Here is a 14872-nt window from a genome sequence, read left to right as displayed (position 1 = left end):
TCATCGGGTCTGCGTTGGGGCACGGTAATTATCAATACCGACTACCATCACCACGGTTTCGACATGTTCGTTGTTGGTAACTGAGCCTGCCAGCACCGACCATCCCTGACCGTCAGAATCCTCTTTCGCTTCGTATTTGCTGACCAGCAACAGGCTACCCGGCGTAATTGTGGAAATGTTAAACATTTCCGTCGTGCTTACCGACGGCAACTGAACTTCATCAAAGGTATCGATTGAGTTGAGGTAGCGCTTGGTAAAGCCGCTGGCCACTTCAATTCGCCCGTCGGTTAAGATACGCGGGGTAAGAATAAAGCTGGTGCCGGTGACCAGTTCCGTGGTTTCCACCTCCGTACTGACGTCTCCTGTATTGGAATCTTGTTCCCTGGTACGGCTGGAGACATAATATTGCGACGTGGTCATGTTGAGCGGAATAGGGATGTTATTACGGGTAATAAACGAACCGCTCTGGATCACCTTACTGCCGGTGAGTTCGTACAGGGCATCCAACTGAGAGCTGATATTCATATGCTGATTGGTCCAGCCTGCGGTTAAGCCGCCGGAGAGCTTCATCAGCATTTCTGAGCTGTCGATACCAAAAGAGGAGGTCCCATCGTTGAAGGTCATATTGACCCCACCGCCCAGCTCTTTCGTTTTGCGCTTATCAAGGGTGAATATTTTGTAAGTCACGACAAACTGACGGGTGTTATCCGCCTGAAATTTTTTCAGTGACTCATTCAGCGCCTGATATTCCGAAGGACGCGCGGTGATCGTCAGAATCGAGGCGTCTTTGAAAATACTGTAAACGCCGCTGGAGACGAATTTATCCGCCATATCCTCAACGTCGTCCCAGAAGCTGGATTCAAATTTAGTTTCGGCTTTGCCTTTCAGACCGCCGCCGGAAGTGGCTTCATTACCGGACAGATCGAGACTGGTCTCAAACTTGTTGTCTTCGCCGTAAAAATCGAGCTTCAGCACATAGTTCTGGAAATAAGAGACGACCAGTACGCCGTTGTTATCCAGCAGCGGATTCACGTCATACAGCGCGGAAATATAGCGGGTAAATTCCTCAAACGTTCCGTTGAATTTAACGCTACGGAACTCCGGTTCCCCCGCATCCGATTTTCCACCGGGAACGGAAGTATTAATACGGTAGCTAATACCGGTTTGCGCGGTCACCGCCTCAAGAATTGTCGCCAGATCGGTAGGCTCGTAAGACTGAATACTCACTTGCTTACGCAGCAGCGCCTGTTTACGGGAGTTATATTCAACCTTTTTGCCCAGATAAGGCTCGTTATATTTCATATAACCGGTCGTTTTCATTTCATCCGCAGTGGTCGGGTTGCCGGTTTCCTGCGGGACAATACTTTTATCGTACTTGGTATCAATAGACGTACAACCCTGAAGAGCCAGCGTCAACGCCAGAAGCGAAACTTTAATTTTCATAGCATTATTCCCTTGCTTAATTACTGCTCATCAATGATCAGTACGTTATTCGCCTGGTAGTCTTTTATCACCAGCCCGTAGTTTTCTGACGTAAATACTTGTCCAAGCTTAACCAGCACATCCTGTGTTGATTTACCCTGCAAATGAATTGCCTTGTAAATAACAAAATCAGTTGAGCTGTTCCAGAGCAACTTATAGCCATTTTGCTGCGCCCATTTTGAGAGTTGCTGGCTTAATAACTCCTCTTCCAGTAAATCAATTTTTATTTCCACCACTGGCGCACTGACAGGCGCGACGCTTTTCACCGTATCATCTCCGGAAAAGGGATTTCGCGGCGTGGTTGTACTTTCTTTCACTGGCGTGGTGGTTAACATCCCTGCGTCAATTTTTTGCCCGGCTGGCGCGCTGGCGGCAAAACTTCCCTGGCTGCCTAATAATGCGGACACGGCAGCCCCAATTATCCATGTTTTTTTCATCTTACTCTTCCAATGATTAATAGGTGTTTCTTTCATGGTCCGGAATCTTAAGTTCATCACCGTTTTCTTTATAAAATTTAAGATCGTTATCTTCCGCAACAAGAGAATGGAGCACATACTTATTCGGCTCCGCCTCAGTCCAGGCGTAACCTTCGGATGAAATCATTCCCCCCTGCGGGATTGTGCTGCACCACTGGTTAATTACCACCGAGAGAGACTGTGGGTTTATTTTATTCACATCTTTTTTGCCACCTGGGGTAATTGTTGCCGACGCGGCGCTGATTAACCAGAAGGGCTCGTCCAGATTATTACCTGTGCCTTTAAACCATTTCTCCGCGATCCAGTCTTCAAAGATTCCGTTTACGTTCACTTTATCCGGGACGTTGGCAGAGACAATATCTTTGTTCACCACGATGTTGGCCTGGATCGCCACAGCGGCTACCGCGCCCACAGGTTTCGGATCGTTCTGACTCTTGTAGCTATTCGTCCGGGTTGCCCCCTGCTGGGTATAGTCGAAATAGCCACCGGTTTTGTTTGCCCCATCATCCTCATCTGCCGCGACAGATGATATGGCGACCGACAGGCGGGGATAGAGGCTACGCAGCTTGGTTTTACGGTCTTTATCGATACCGGTTACTTTAGGACACGTTTGCAACGGTAAACGAATCACGCCCGGCTCACTTAAGAGCTTGTTGTAATTTGTACTATCATTTGCGGCTGTATAAACAGGATCAGCTCCTGTCGGACCTTTACCCTGCGGGTAATCGTTTTTGAATGACTGATAAAAGGTGGTGGTGGGCGTCACCAGCTCATACTGACCATGGAAAGCATCTGCAAATTGATTAGGTAAGCTACTGGTATCATCATCATCCTGGATACCGTTTTTAAGCCTGTCAGCATCAGTTCCATTGTAAGCCACATACCATTTTTCCGGATGCTTGCGCGAGGTATTTTCCATCACGATATTGGCGTACAGCGTGCCGGTGGTGCCTTTGAGCGAGCTCGGCGAAGCAGGATCCACTTCGCTACCGTCTGTTTTATCCGCGCTGGTACGCAGATGCAGAATGCGATCGTCCGGATTATACGGCGTGCCGTCTGGATTAAGCCTGCCATCCGGATTGACGCCGTTGCTGTTCATTGCCGCCAGGCACAGCGTGCTCTTGTTTTGCTCTCTGCTCCAGCACATCGCCGGTTCGTTTTTATCTTTGCCCGTTGCATCGCTGCTGGTAATCAGCAGGCGGTCTTCATCAATCGCCGTAATACACGGTCCGGCCTCGCCTTTGGCATCGTTCCAGCACAGCTTGGCAGCCGGAACAGAACCATCGGCAGTAATATCTTCACTGTTTTTGTCTAAGCTTAAGCGAATGCCGTAACGTTTATTCGTATCAAGCCTGCTCATATGATTGGGAACGTCACCCATCTGCAGCGGTTGGCCTGAGGCCGTTGTTACCAGGTTAAAATTACCGTTACCCTCGATTTCAAACACCACCGCCTGCAGATAACCGAGATCGACACTTTTCAGCGCTTTTTCCAGCGGCTTAATAAATCCGGCAAAATGGAGACCTTCGTTCTCGGCATCTGTCTGGTAGACGAGATAGAAGTCGACACGTTCAATGCCCAACCCGCTGGTGCGACTGTTGTTGACGAAGTCCACGCGTTCCAGCACTAACTCCAGCGATTCGGCGCCAGGGCGCAGTTCACACGGCAGCATAGACTCCGTAAGCTTGAAGGGCAGTTTCCCTTTCTCAATATTGCCATTTCTACATTCGCTACCCAGAAACAGATAGCGAGAACCCCGGGTGGGCGATACATCGGTTTGTGTTGACACAGCAGCAGACCAACCGGAATAAAAATTATTATCATCCGTGTCGGGTGAATCCTGTAATGTCCTGTTAGTAACGCGGTTATCATAATTCGCGATATTGACGTGAGTATTTTTTCCGTACAGTGGGTTGGCTTGTTGTGCGCTATTTGTGGTAGCCAGTTTGTCTTGTGCCACAAATCTCATCACGCCGGAAATATCACGGGCGATCATATCAGCGACAATCAGTTGGTGACTTTGCTGGGCTTCTTTTAGTTTATAATTGGCATAAGTCATCAGGCACATGCCGATAATGGCAAGCACAACAATCATTTCAAGAAGGGTGACGCCTGCCTGACGTTCGTAAATATTAGCGTTGCGCTTACTTATCATCTATTAAATCCATTTAGCAAAACTGCCCCCTTCAGGGGGCAGAACAAGTACTACATAAAATATAAGCGTATTAGCGACTACCCAGGATTAAAGCACTGGCACCCTCAGGCGTAGCGTTACAGAAGTCTGCATTCGCAATGTTTGTCGGATTCAGGTTATCCGTTGAGAGGGTTTTCAGAACAGTCGAACTAACGGCTCCACTCATGTCAATAACACCAGCACCAGCTTCTGCGCCTGCGATTGCTGTACTGCTTGCAACGTAATCCCACTGGGCACCTATCTGCGATGCAAGGTTACGACAGTCTTCTACTTCCAGACCGTTAATAACAAGATAGAAACCTTTATTTGTACCAGTGCTAGCGATTTTTGCCGCACCAATTTCAAACGCATCGCTGGAAATTCCGTTAAAGGCTTCTGGTACATCAACTTTACCCATTTTCACCAGGGTAGAAATTGGGGTATCGCTATCTTCAGTGGCGATATTTGCTTTCGTCAAACCAGTGATACTATTTGTCGGGACTGGATATTCTGCCTGGTCTTTATACGCTTCACTCATTGCAACACGAACGGAGTTGGTATTGTCAATAATCCCAGAAATATCCTGCGCTTTAAACGCACGCTGTGCCAGAATAATCACACCTGCGGCGATAATACCGATAATGCCCAGTACAATGATAATTTCAAGCAGCGTTACGCCTTTCTGCTTTTTCAGCTCACGATACTGCGCTGATTTCCTTTTCCATGAATGAATCATGCTTTTCATATCCATAAATCCTTAGATATTAGTTGCTGTAAAAAATTAACCCTGCACTCACTGTGCCAAAAGATTATATGCGGCATTTTTCGTAAATCACCAGAAGCTAAAAGCTGTGATGGGATAATTAGGAATAAAGGTGACTGGTCTGATGAGTTATTTTTGAATAAAATTTCACAATATATATATTATATATTGAAAATATCGTAACGGGTTTTTTGATTTATTTTTAGAAAAAGTTACGGTAATCTTCCTTTTCCGGAGAGTGATATATATTGACAATGCTCATATATTAAAATTAATATGGCTTGGCTTTTTATCTATTTTAGGTTAAAAAGTGAGTTTAGCGGCAAAACAATATTTGTCCAGTTAAACGTTACTGTAACTTACTTAGGTAAGCGCCTGGGCTTGCCTTCATACAACTCGAATTATTATGGCTATAAATAGATTGATTCACGCGATCAATTTAAACCTGCGTTGGTGAAAATATTACCTGTGTGAAGAAAAGACGTTGAAAGCGGTGAAGGGGGCTGGCGGGAGTGTTCCCGCCAGCGGTTTGATGGCTGTGATTACTGCTTCGGTTCGGCAACCACTTTGCTACCGATACCGCGGTTGTTGTATTCCCACATGCGGTTGAAGTTGGTGTCGTTCAGGTTGCGCTGGATTTCACCTTTGTCATCTTCTGCACCGGTATTACCGGCAAAAGGACGCTTCGAGATAACGCTGTCAGCCCATGGTTTTGCCATGTTAAAGCCTTCGTTGATCACGCTGTCGCGGATAACGACCTGACCGTTAGTGTTTGAATCGACATCCAGCGAGCGGCCCAACTGCGCCACGCCATCACCACTCGCCGTGAAGCGGCTATTTGTGGCGAGGAAGCCGTAGTAGATGTTTGACAGCGTCGCTGGTGCAAACACATAGGCTTCCTGCTGAGTTCGGGAGTTCACAACGCGGAAATCGGTGTTATCGAACACCACGGCGCCGCGACCGGAAACAATATCCACATCGCCTTCAATGTAGCTGTTGGTTACCAAAGTACGCGGTTGACGATCGTTTTCCAGACGGTTTTGTACGCCGCTGTTAGTCACGAAAAACGTATTCTGGCGACCGAGGATGTTGACCTTATTGATCTGCACTTTATCGCCATCGGTACGTAGCGCAACGGCCGGGTGATTACCCGCATCAACGCTGTCACCCAGATTGTTTTCGATGGTCAGGTTCTGCAATTGCAGACCATTATTTTGCGACCAGACGACGGCAGAACACATCACGCCAATATTTGTGCCGCGCTTGTTCTGGCAATTATCAAACATATACCACGCCGGTTTACCCGGCATGTATTTACCGCCCGGGTTCACCGTACGACGCCAGTCTGCGGTGCTCATGTCACCATCAATAGCCTGGCCAATTTTCACATCCAGCGGTTTTTCGCCCATGCCGTACAGCGTCAGACTTCCCGTTGCTGCCGGGATATATACCGTGCCCTGATACTCGCCCGGCATAATCGCGATGTACTGACGTTTGTTAGTACGCTTGATGATTGCTGCATCAACCGCAGCCTGAATGCTGGTATGGGTGACGCCCTGAGTCCCAGCCGGGCCAACCACGAAGTCAGGCTGTGCAGGCAGAGAAATAGCAGAAGGGCTCCACGGCGCGGTGTTTGGCGTCAGCGCGGAAAAATAGTGCGCAGCAACGAAGTTTTTCGCTTCATTGGCCGACAAGATCGGGCGCGAAGAGGTACCTGGCGCGGTCTGATCGGAAGGAATTTGATCGGGCGGCGTAGAGCTACAGGCGGTCAGCGTCACGCCAAAAGCCATTGCCAGCGCCAGACGGGAAACTGATGATATGTTCACAGGTTGCTCCGGGCTTTGAAAGTTATCCATTGAAGCCTGCTTTTTTATACTAAGTTGAGCGAAACGGGAAGGTTAAAAGGTAAAAAGTTGTTTTTATCGCCGTAATGCCCGGCGCGGAGAGTTCTTATATCACAAATACATAACAATTACGGTCCTTCAGGTTGACAACATCCGTATAATCAAAAATAAATGTCTATACAACCTATGACAAGTGGTGAGTCGAATGCAGCAATTCTTCCCTGATGATGTTATCTGGCGCAATGTTCGTCTGGCGACCATGGATCCCGAACGTAACACCCCGTATGGGCTGGTAGAGGGTCATGCGCTGATCGTCCGCCAGGGGAAGATTCGCGATATCGTCCCGGAGTCATCGCTCTATCTCACACATGACAATACCTTTGATATGCAGGGCAGGCTAATTACACCTGGCCTGATTGACTGTCATACGCATCTGGTCTTTGGTGGAAACCGCGCAGGTGAATGGGAGCAGCGGCTAAACGGTGTCTCCTACCAGCAGATAAGCGCCCAGGGCGGGGGTATCAATGCCACGGTATCAGCGACCCGCAGCGCCAGTGATGAACAACTCTTACATCTAGCGCATCAGCGTATGGAACAGCTGATCAAAGAAGGCGTTACGTTGCTGGAAATAAAATCCGGTTACGGCCTGGATTTGCAGACAGAAGAGAAAATATTGCGCGTGGCAGCGGCGCTGGCGGCGGAGAATATCATTGAAATAAGCCCCACGCTGTTGGCTGCCCATGCGACTCCAGCAGAATACCGGGATGATCCTGACGGCTATATTACGCTGGTGTGCGAGACCATTTTGCCGCAGCTGTGGGAACAAGGGCTGTTCGAGACTGTGGATCTGTTTTGTGAAAGCGTGGGTTTTTCGTTGGCGCAGAGCGAGCGGGTGTTTCAGGCCGCGCAGGCGTTGGGCATCCCGATTAAAGGCCATGTTGAACAGCTGTCATTGCTGGGTGGCGCACAGCTGGTAAGCCGCTACCACGGGTTATCCGCCGATCATATTGAATATCTCGATGAAGCGGGCGTAGCGGCGATGAGCCAAAGCGGTACGGTCGGCGTGCTGCTGCCCGGCGCATTCTATTTCCTTAAAGAGCAACAGCGTCCGCCGGTGGCGTTGCTGCGTCAGTATCAGGTACCGATGGCGGTGGCGACAGATTTTAACCCAGGTACCAGCCCGTTTATCAGCCTGCACTGGGCGATGAATATGGCCTGCGTTCAGTTTGGCTTAACGCCGGAAGAAGCATGGGCGGGCGTCACCCGACATGCGGCCCGGGCGCTGGGACGTCATGCCACTCATGGTCAATTGAAGGCCGGGTTTGTGGCCGATTTTGTGGTGTGGGATGCAACTCTCCCGGTCGAGATCCTGTATGAACCGGGGCGTAATCCGCTCTACCAACGCGTATTCAAAGGACAAATAGTATGACTCACTGGCAACCTGTTTCACCTGCGCTGTGGCAGGGACGTGATGACCGCGCCGAATCGCCGAATGCGCTGCGCCTGTTTCAGACGATCACGCTGAGCCCGACATTTAGCCCAGAAATGTATCGCGAACAGATAGCGCTGCTTGGGTTTGCCTGCGACGAAGGCGTGAAACGTAATCAGGGCCGGACGGGAGCCGCCGGAGCGCCCGATGTGCTGCGCAAGGCGCTGGCGAATTTAGCCAGCCACGATGGGCATCATCGGCTGGTAGATCTGGGAAATATTGTGGCCCAGGCCCCCGATCTTGAGGGCGCACAGCAGGCGCTACGCAATGCGGTGCAGCGCTGTCAGCAGGAGAATATGCGTACCTTTGTTCTGGGGGGAGGACACGAAACTGCATTTGCGCACGGCGCAGGCGTGCTGGATGCGTTCCCGCAGGCGAAAGTGGGGATCGTCAACTTCGATGCCCACCTCGATTTGCGCCATGCCGATCAGGCTACTTCCGGCACACCGTTTCGCCAACTGGCGCAGCTTTGCGATGAACAGCAGCGTGAATTTCACTATGCCTGTATCGGTGTCAGTCGGGCGGCAAACACCCAGGCTTTATGGGATGAGGCGCAACGGCTCGGTGTGACCGTGGTGGAGGATCTGTACTGTGCAACGGCGCAGGCGCAGTTAGCGCAGTTTGTCGCCAACCTGGATGTTATCTATCTGACTATCGATCTCGACGTGCTGCCGGTGTGGGAAATGCCCGGCGTGTCGGCACCCGCTGCGCTGGGCGTACCGTTGGCGACGCTGCTGAATCTGATTGAACCCCTGTGTCGTAGCGGTAAACTGCAGGCGGTGGATATGGTTGAATTTAATCCACGCTTTGACGATGATGGCAGAGCGGCGCGCGTTGCGGCGCGATTAGGTTGGCAAATCGCGCACTGGTGGCACTGATATACCTGATGGCGTTACGCTTATCAGGTTCGGGTAATGCCTGTAAACTGTACCCACTCACATTCTCAGCTTAAGGAAGGCTTACGCATGCTCCCATCCCGTTCTGCTCCGGCACCTTTTTACGAAAAGGTCAAACAGGAGATCAGCGAAAAGATTGCCAGCGGTATCTGGCAACCTCACGATCGCATTCCCTCTGAGGCGGAGCTGGTGGCGCAGTATGGTTTCAGCCGCATGACCATCAACCGGGCGCTGCGTGAGTTAACGGATGAAGGGTTACTGGTTCGTTTGCAGGGCGTAGGGACGTTTGTCGCCGAGCCGAAGGGCCAGTCTGCGCTGTTTGAAATTCGCAGCATCGCGGATGAAATCAACGCCCGTCAGCATCAGCACCGCTGCGAGGTGATCACGCTGGAACGAACCCAGGCAAGCGCGCAGCAGGCTTTGGTGTTAAACGTCAAAGAAGGCACCTCCATTTTTCACTCTGTCATGGTGCACTACGAGAACGAACTGCCGGTGCAGATTGAAGATCGCTGCGTGAATGCCGAAATTGTGCCAGCGTATCTGGCGCAGGATTACAGCCAGACTACGCCGCACGCTTATCTGTCGCTGATAGCCCCTTTAACGGAAGGCGAGCATATTGTTGAAGCGGTCCGCGCCAGTGCCGAAGAGTGCGCGCTGCTGAATATCAAAGAACACGATCCCTGCCTGCTGATCCGCCGTAAAACCTGGTCTGCGTCATCTATTGTCTCTCATGCCCGTTTGCTCTTCCCGGGTTCCCGCTATCGCCTGCAAGGGCGGTTTATGTCCTGAAAAGCGTGATTGCTGCCGCAGTATAATAAAATTGTATCTTTTTTGTTAAAAGCACGCTTGCGACAACTTGTATAGACAAGTATATGTTACTTATCTGTCCGATCGTTCGCGAGGAGTGCTCTACCATGTCTCATAGCAAGTACCGTCAGCAGGATATTCGTGCCCCACGCGGCACCACGTTAACGGCCAAAAGCTGGCTGACCGAAGCGCCGCTGCGCATGTTAATGAACAACCTGGATCCCGATGTGGCGGAAAATCCGCATGAGCTGGTGGTATACGGCGGGATTGGTCGCGCCGCGCGGGACTGGGAATGTTATGACGCCATCGTCAACGCGCTGACCAAACTGGAGACCGATGAGACCCTGCTGGTCCAGTCCGGTAAACCGGTTGGCGTTTTCAAAACCCATGACAATGCGCCGCGCGTACTGATTGCCAACTCCAACCTGGTGCCACATTGGGCTACCTGGGAACACTTCAACGAGCTGGACGCCAAAGGGCTGGCGATGTATGGCCAGATGACCGCCGGGAGCTGGATCTACATCGGTAGCCAGGGCATCGTGCAGGGGACTTATGAAACCTTCGTTGAGGCCGGGCGTCAGCATTATCAGGGTAACCTGAGCGGACGCTGGGTGCTGACCGCCGGGCTGGGCGGCATGGGTGGGGCGCAACCGTTAGCCGCAACGCTGGCAGGTGCTTGCTCGCTGAATATTGAGTGCCAGCAAAGCCGGATCGATTTCCGTCTGCGTACCCGCTACGTGGATGAGCAGGCGACATCGCTTGAAGACGCGCTGGCGCGTATCGAAAAGTACACCCGTGAGGGGAAAGCGGTCTCCATTGCGCTATGCGCTAACGCCGCCGACGTTGTGCCGGAACTGGTGAAGCGCGGTGTGCGCCCGGATATGGTCACTGACCAGACCAGCGCCCACGATCCGCTGCATGGTTATCTGCCGTCCGGCTGGAGCTGGGAAGCGTATCAGGAGAAAGCGGTGTCCGATCCGCAGGGCACGGTACAGGCGGCGAAACGCTCAATGGCAACGCACGTCGAGGCAATGCTGGCGTTCAGCAAAATGGGCGTGCCGACGTTTGATTACGGCAACAACATTCGCCAGATGGCCAAAGAGATGGGCGTGGAAAACGCCTTTGATTTCCCTGGTTTCGTCCCTGCTTATATTCGCCCCCTGTTCTGCCGCGGCATTGGCCCGTTCCGTTGGGTGGCGCTTTCCGGCGATCCGCAGGATATTTATAAAACGGATGCCAAAGTGAAAGAGATCGTGGCTGACGATAAGCATCTGCACCACTGGCTGGATATGGCGCGTGAGCGGATTAACTTCCAGGGATTACCGGCGCGTATCTGCTGGGTCGGTCTGGAATGGCGTCAAAAACTGGGGCTGGCGTTTAATGAAATGGTGCGCAGCGGCGAAGTGTCTGCGCCGATTGTTATTGGCCGTGATCATCTGGATTCCGGCTCCGTCGCCAGCCCGAACCGCGAAACCGAAGCCATGCGCGACGGTTCTGATGCAGTATCCGACTGGCCGCTGCTGAACGCGCTGCTTAACACCGCCAGCGGTGCAACCTGGGTGTCACTGCATCACGGTGGCGGGGTAGGAATGGGCTTCTCCCAGCATGCCGGGATGGTGATTGTTTGCGATGGCACTGATGAAGCCGCAGCGCGTATCGCCCGGGTATTACATAACGATCCGGCTACCGGGGTGATGCGCCACGCCGACGCCGGGTATGACATTGCGGTGGATTGCGCCGTCGAAGAAGGGCTGAATTTGCCGATGGTCGCGGCGACGCAGGAGAAACGCTGATATGAACACCATGACATTAACGCCGGGTCATCTGAGCTTTGCGCAACTGCGCGACATCTGGCAGCAGCCGGTCAAACTGAGCCTGGATGCCGGGGCGATTGATGCGATCAACGCAAGCGTCGCCTGCGTCAATAATATTGTCGCTGAAGGCCGTACGGCGTATGGCATTAATACCGGCTTTGGCCTGCTGGCTCAGACCCGTATCGCCACGGAAGATTTGCAGAATTTACAGCGTTCGCTGGTGCTTTCCCATGCGGCAGGCGTTGGTGAGGCGCTCGATGACGCGATGGTACGCCTGATTATGGTGCTGAAAATCAACAGCCTGGCGCGGGGTTTTTCGGGTATTCGTCTCAGCGTGATTGAAGCGCTGATTGCGCTGGTGAATGCCGAGGTGTATCCGCTGATCCCGGCGAAAGGGTCAGTGGGCGCATCGGGCGATCTGGCACCGCTGGCGCATATGTCTCTGACGCTGCTGGGCGAAGGTAAAGCGCGCTGGCAGGGGGAATGGCTTCCGGCGACCGAAGCGCTGAAAAAGGCCGGGCTGGAGCCGATTACGCTGGAGGCGAAAGAAGGGCTGGCGCTGCTCAACGGTACCCAGGCTTCCACAGCCTTTGCGCTGCGCGGGTTAATTGAAGCCCAGGAGCTGTTTGCGTCTGCGACGGTGTGTGGGGCGCTGACCACCGAAGCCGTTTTAGGCTCTCGTCGTCCGTTTGATGCCCGTATTCATGCCGCACGAGGACAGCGTGGGCAGATTGATGCCGCAACGCTGTACCGCCACGTGTTGACCGACACCAGCGCGCTTTCCCAGTCGCATCATAACTGTGAAAAAGTGCAGGATCCGTATTCTTTGCGCTGTCAGCCGCAGGTGATGGGGGCGTGCCTGACGCAAATGCGTCAGGTAATGGAGGTCCTGCTGGTAGAAGCCAACGCGGTTTCCGACAACCCGCTGGTGTTTGCCGAAGAGGGCGATGTCATTTCCGGCGGCAACTTCCATGCTGAACCGGTGGCGATGGCGGCAGATAATCTGGCGCTGGCGATTGCGGAAATCGGGGCGTTATCAGAGCGACGCATTGCGCTGATGATGGACAAACATATGTCGCAGTTGCCGCCGTTCCTGGTGAAAAACGGCGGGGTGAACTCCGGCTTTATGATTGCTCAGGTAACCGCGGCCGCGCTGGCGAGCGAGAACAAAGCGCTGGCGCATCCGCACAGCGTGGACAGCTTGCCGACCTCCGCCAACCAGGAAGATCATGTGTCTATGGCGCCGGCAGCGGGCCGCAGGTTGTGGGAGATGGCGGCGAATACGCGCGGCGTGATTGCCGTGGAGTGGCTGGCGGCGTGTCAGGGGATTGACCTGCGTGAAGGGTTAACCTCAAGCCCGCTGCTGGAGCAGGCGCGCCAGGCTCTGCGCGAGCAGGTTGCCCACTATACGCAGGATCGCTTTTTTGCTCCGGATATTGAGTGCGCAACCGAACTGTTAGCCCAGGGGACGTTGTTGAAATTGATGCCTGAATTTTTGTAGATAAGCCTTGTTTAGTAGGCCGGATGCGGCGAAGCCGACATCCGGCACAACACAGCTTAACTGAGAACATCGCCGTAATCGAGGCGCTGGCGAGCGAGTGGAAGTGAACGTTAAAGCCAACCATCGCGCCGCTGGCGTCCTCATCGACATCAATACGCTCCACATCCAATGCGTGAACCGTAAAGATATAGCGATGGGTTTCCCCCTTCGGCGGCGCAGCACCGCCATAACCTGCTTTCCCAAAATCCGTACGGGTCTGAATCACCCCATCCGGCAGCGCAACCAGCCCGGAGCCGAAGCCTTGCGTGAGTACGCGGGTATCTGCTGGCAGATTTACCACCACCCAGTGCCACCAGCCGGAGCCGGTTGGTGCATCAGGATCGTAGCAGGTCACGACAAAGCTTTTGGTCCCTGCGGGCACGTCATCCCACGCCAGATGCGGGGAAATATTATCCCCGTCATACCCCACGCCGTTAAAGACGTGGCGATGCGCAAGCTTTTCGCCATCGCGCAGATCGTTACTGATTAGTTTCATGCTGACTCCTCTCGTTAGCCAAAAAGTGTAGCCAGGAACCGTATGTAGCGTGGCGAAATATTCTGGACTGTTTTGCGTTCAATCAAGGGTGGCAAATCCGGTTTCGTGCAAACCAAGGTATGTGAGAATGTCGGCAATAGCGTTCTTGCTGATAATGTCACGACCAACAGAAGTTAAATCAGCCAGCGCTGCCTTATCCTCTCCGGTGAAGTAGGATACTTTATTCGCACTGGTGACCAGTCAAGCCAGTGCGGCATTGAGTAAACTCCAGATACTCCTTCTCGGCGGTGTCAGGGAAAATCTGGCGAATAATCCAGCCCTGATAGGCGTAGAGATCGTCCGCCACGCCTGATACAGCATTAGCCCAGACGGCGTAGTCGCTGTCGCTGCTGGTGTCGGCGTTCTCATCGGGTAGCGCGTTCTGAATATCGCGTAACTGGCGGTCGGTACTTTTCGCAACGGTTGGGACGTGAAATGTCATTTAATAATCCTTACTGGGTGCCGGAACGTGTGCGGCGTGCCGGTGCTGTCGGTTAAACCCACTGCATGAGCGGTTATTGTGTGGTGTTGAGTATTCAGGGAGCGGCTGCGGCACGAAAAATCAAAGGGAAGCGGAGGAAAGGACCCGGCCATATTGACCGGGTTAATTATCTTACTTAACCTGACGGGCTTTGTCTGCTTTCCATTCCTCATATGTTGCTTCGAGGAACCACAAGCAGCGAGCGCCCTTATCAGTGCTTAACAACGCAGGACGTGTCCGCTGATAAAAATCCTCAACGGTTGCTGGAGCTTCAACAGGCACTCCGCAGACAATATCAGTCCCGAGCATGTGCGGCCATTTTCCCGCGTCAATGACGCTGAGCGCATCAAGAGCGCCGGTTGTATTTGCTGTTAGGGCAGCAGATAAAGCATCTTCCAGTTTAATGGCCTGCTTAACATCTGCCGCAGCCGCGAGTTCTGGCGTTTTATTCAGCCACGCTTGATCGCCCGTAGCCACGCCTTTCAGCGCATCGGGCCAGTTCACTTCGCCAGCTGCTGAAGTGGCCACAATAAACGGAAGTAGTAGCAACAATGCGAGCCGTTTCATCGTAC

Annotated in this window: 12 protein-coding genes and 2 pseudogenes; 5 read left to right on the top strand and 9 right to left on the bottom strand. The window is 52.7% G+C overall.

Going from position 1 to position 14872, the window contains the following annotated elements:
* From OGV65_RS14515 to OGV65_RS14495, 5 genes are all read right to left on the bottom strand, one after another.
* Positions 1 to 1443 (bottom strand): type II and III secretion system protein, encoded by a 1443-nt coding sequence (locus OGV65_RS14515; protein WP_200046423.1) that lies wholly within the window; start codon positions 1441 to 1443, stop codon positions 1 to 3.
* A gap of 20 nt (positions 1444 to 1463) precedes the next feature.
* Positions 1464 to 1919, bottom strand: coding sequence for a TcpQ domain-containing protein (locus tag OGV65_RS14510; protein ID WP_019076325.1), 456 nt, complete (start codon positions 1917 to 1919; stop codon positions 1464 to 1466).
* Between the two features lie 16 nt (positions 1920 to 1935).
* Complete coding sequence (locus OGV65_RS14505) at positions 1936 to 4113, bottom strand: type II secretion system protein (RefSeq protein ID WP_181220645.1); 2178 nt, start codon at positions 4111 to 4113, stop codon at positions 1936 to 1938.
* A gap of 70 nt (positions 4114 to 4183) precedes the next feature.
* On the bottom strand, positions 4184 to 4876 hold the full coding sequence (locus tag OGV65_RS14500) for a prepilin-type N-terminal cleavage/methylation domain-containing protein (protein WP_200107571.1): 693 nt from the start codon (positions 4874 to 4876) through the stop codon (positions 4184 to 4186).
* 560 nt (positions 4877 to 5436) lie between these two features.
* Positions 5437 to 6720: a putative acyl-CoA thioester hydrolase gene (locus OGV65_RS14495; protein WP_047502440.1), complete on the bottom strand. Its 1284-nt coding sequence runs from the start codon at positions 6718 to 6720 to the stop codon at positions 5437 to 5439.
* 223 nt (positions 6721 to 6943) lie between these two features.
* On the opposite strand from OGV65_RS14495, the gene hutI reads away from it, so the two are divergent.
* The 5 genes from hutI (at position 6944) to hutH (ending at position 13245) form a co-directional block, all read left to right on the top strand.
* A complete protein-coding gene (hutI, locus tag OGV65_RS14490; protein WP_049269855.1) occupies positions 6944 to 8167 on the top strand; it encodes an imidazolonepropionase in 1224 nt (407 codons plus the stop codon).
* Positions 8164 to 9105, top strand: coding sequence for a formimidoylglutamase (gene hutG / locus OGV65_RS14485; protein WP_103766055.1), 942 nt, complete (start codon positions 8164 to 8166; stop codon positions 9103 to 9105). The genes hutI and hutG overlap by 4 nt, the downstream gene beginning before the upstream one ends.
* Positions 9106 to 9192: 87 nt before the next feature.
* Positions 9193 to 9912 carry a histidine utilization repressor gene (locus OGV65_RS14480; RefSeq protein ID WP_016152334.1) on the top strand — a complete coding sequence of 240 codons (720 nt, stop codon included), beginning with the start codon at positions 9193 to 9195 and terminating at the stop codon, positions 9910 to 9912.
* A 125-nt stretch (positions 9913 to 10037) separates the two neighbouring features.
* A complete protein-coding gene (gene hutU / locus OGV65_RS14475; RefSeq protein ID WP_286455102.1) occupies positions 10038 to 11723 on the top strand; it encodes a urocanate hydratase in 1686 nt (561 codons plus the stop codon).
* Position 11724: 1 nt separating this feature from the next.
* Entirely contained in the window at positions 11725 to 13245 is a 1521-nt protein-coding gene (gene hutH, locus OGV65_RS14470) for a histidine ammonia-lyase (RefSeq protein ID WP_047501300.1), read from the top strand.
* 61 nt (positions 13246 to 13306) lie between these two features.
* Here the strand turns inward: hutH and OGV65_RS14465 are convergent.
* The 4 genes and pseudogenes from OGV65_RS14465 to OGV65_RS14450 form a co-directional block, all read right to left on the bottom strand.
* Positions 13307 to 13780, bottom strand: a pseudogene (locus OGV65_RS14465) (kinase inhibitor); the annotation flags it as partial.
* Between the two features lie 99 nt (positions 13781 to 13879).
* Positions 13880 to 14020: pseudogene (locus OGV65_RS25510) on the bottom strand (gp53-like domain-containing protein); the annotation flags it as partial.
* A complete protein-coding gene (locus OGV65_RS14455) occupies positions 14001 to 14261 on the bottom strand; it encodes a hypothetical protein (protein WP_286455110.1) in 261 nt (86 codons plus the stop codon). The gene OGV65_RS14455 and the pseudogene OGV65_RS25510, both read right to left, overlap by 20 nt.
* A gap of 171 nt (positions 14262 to 14432) precedes the next feature.
* A complete protein-coding gene (locus OGV65_RS14450; RefSeq protein WP_153690586.1) occupies positions 14433 to 14867 on the bottom strand; it encodes a hypothetical protein in 435 nt (144 codons plus the stop codon).
* Positions 14868 to 14872: the final 5 nt, after the last annotated feature.

It is taken from the genome of Citrobacter sp. Cb004 (assembly GCF_030337065.1).
In the GTDB taxonomy this organism is placed as follows: Bacteria; Pseudomonadota; Gammaproteobacteria; order Enterobacterales; family Enterobacteriaceae; genus Citrobacter; species Citrobacter braakii.
This window is presented reverse-complemented; position numbering and strand designations above follow the sequence as displayed.

What these genes read in the sequence shown, in the direction of transcription:
- OGV65_RS14515 (WP_200046423.1), bottom strand. Translation starts at nt 1,443, where the DNA reads ATGAAAATTAAAGTTTCGCTTCTGGCGTTGACGCTGGCTCTTCAGGGT.
- OGV65_RS14510 (WP_019076325.1), bottom strand. Translation starts at nt 1,919, where the DNA reads ATGAAAAAAACATGGATAATTGGGGCTGCCGTGTCCGCATTATTAGGC.
- OGV65_RS14505 (WP_181220645.1), bottom strand. Translation starts at nt 4,113, where the DNA reads ATGATAAGTAAGCGCAACGCTAATATTTACGAACGTCAGGCAGGCGTC.
- OGV65_RS14500 (WP_200107571.1), bottom strand. Translation starts at nt 4,876, where the DNA reads ATGAAAAGCATGATTCATTCATGGAAAAGGAAATCAGCGCAGTATCGT.
- hutI (WP_049269855.1), top strand. Translation starts at nt 6,944, where the DNA reads ATGCAGCAATTCTTCCCTGATGATGTTATCTGGCGCAATGTTCGTCTG.
- hutG (WP_103766055.1), top strand. Translation starts at nt 8,164, where the DNA reads ATGACTCACTGGCAACCTGTTTCACCTGCGCTGTGGCAGGGACGTGAT.
- OGV65_RS14480 (WP_016152334.1), top strand. Translation starts at nt 9,193, where the DNA reads ATGCTCCCATCCCGTTCTGCTCCGGCACCTTTTTACGAAAAGGTCAAA.
- hutU (WP_286455102.1), top strand. Translation starts at nt 10,038, where the DNA reads ATGTCTCATAGCAAGTACCGTCAGCAGGATATTCGTGCCCCACGCGGC.
- hutH (WP_047501300.1), top strand. Translation starts at nt 11,725, where the DNA reads ATGAACACCATGACATTAACGCCGGGTCATCTGAGCTTTGCGCAACTG.
- OGV65_RS14455 (WP_286455110.1), bottom strand. Translation starts at nt 14,261, where the DNA reads ATGACATTTCACGTCCCAACCGTTGCGAAAAGTACCGACCGCCAGTTA.
- OGV65_RS14450 (WP_153690586.1), bottom strand. Translation starts at nt 14,867, where the DNA reads ATGAAACGGCTCGCATTGTTGCTACTACTTCCGTTTATTGTGGCCACT.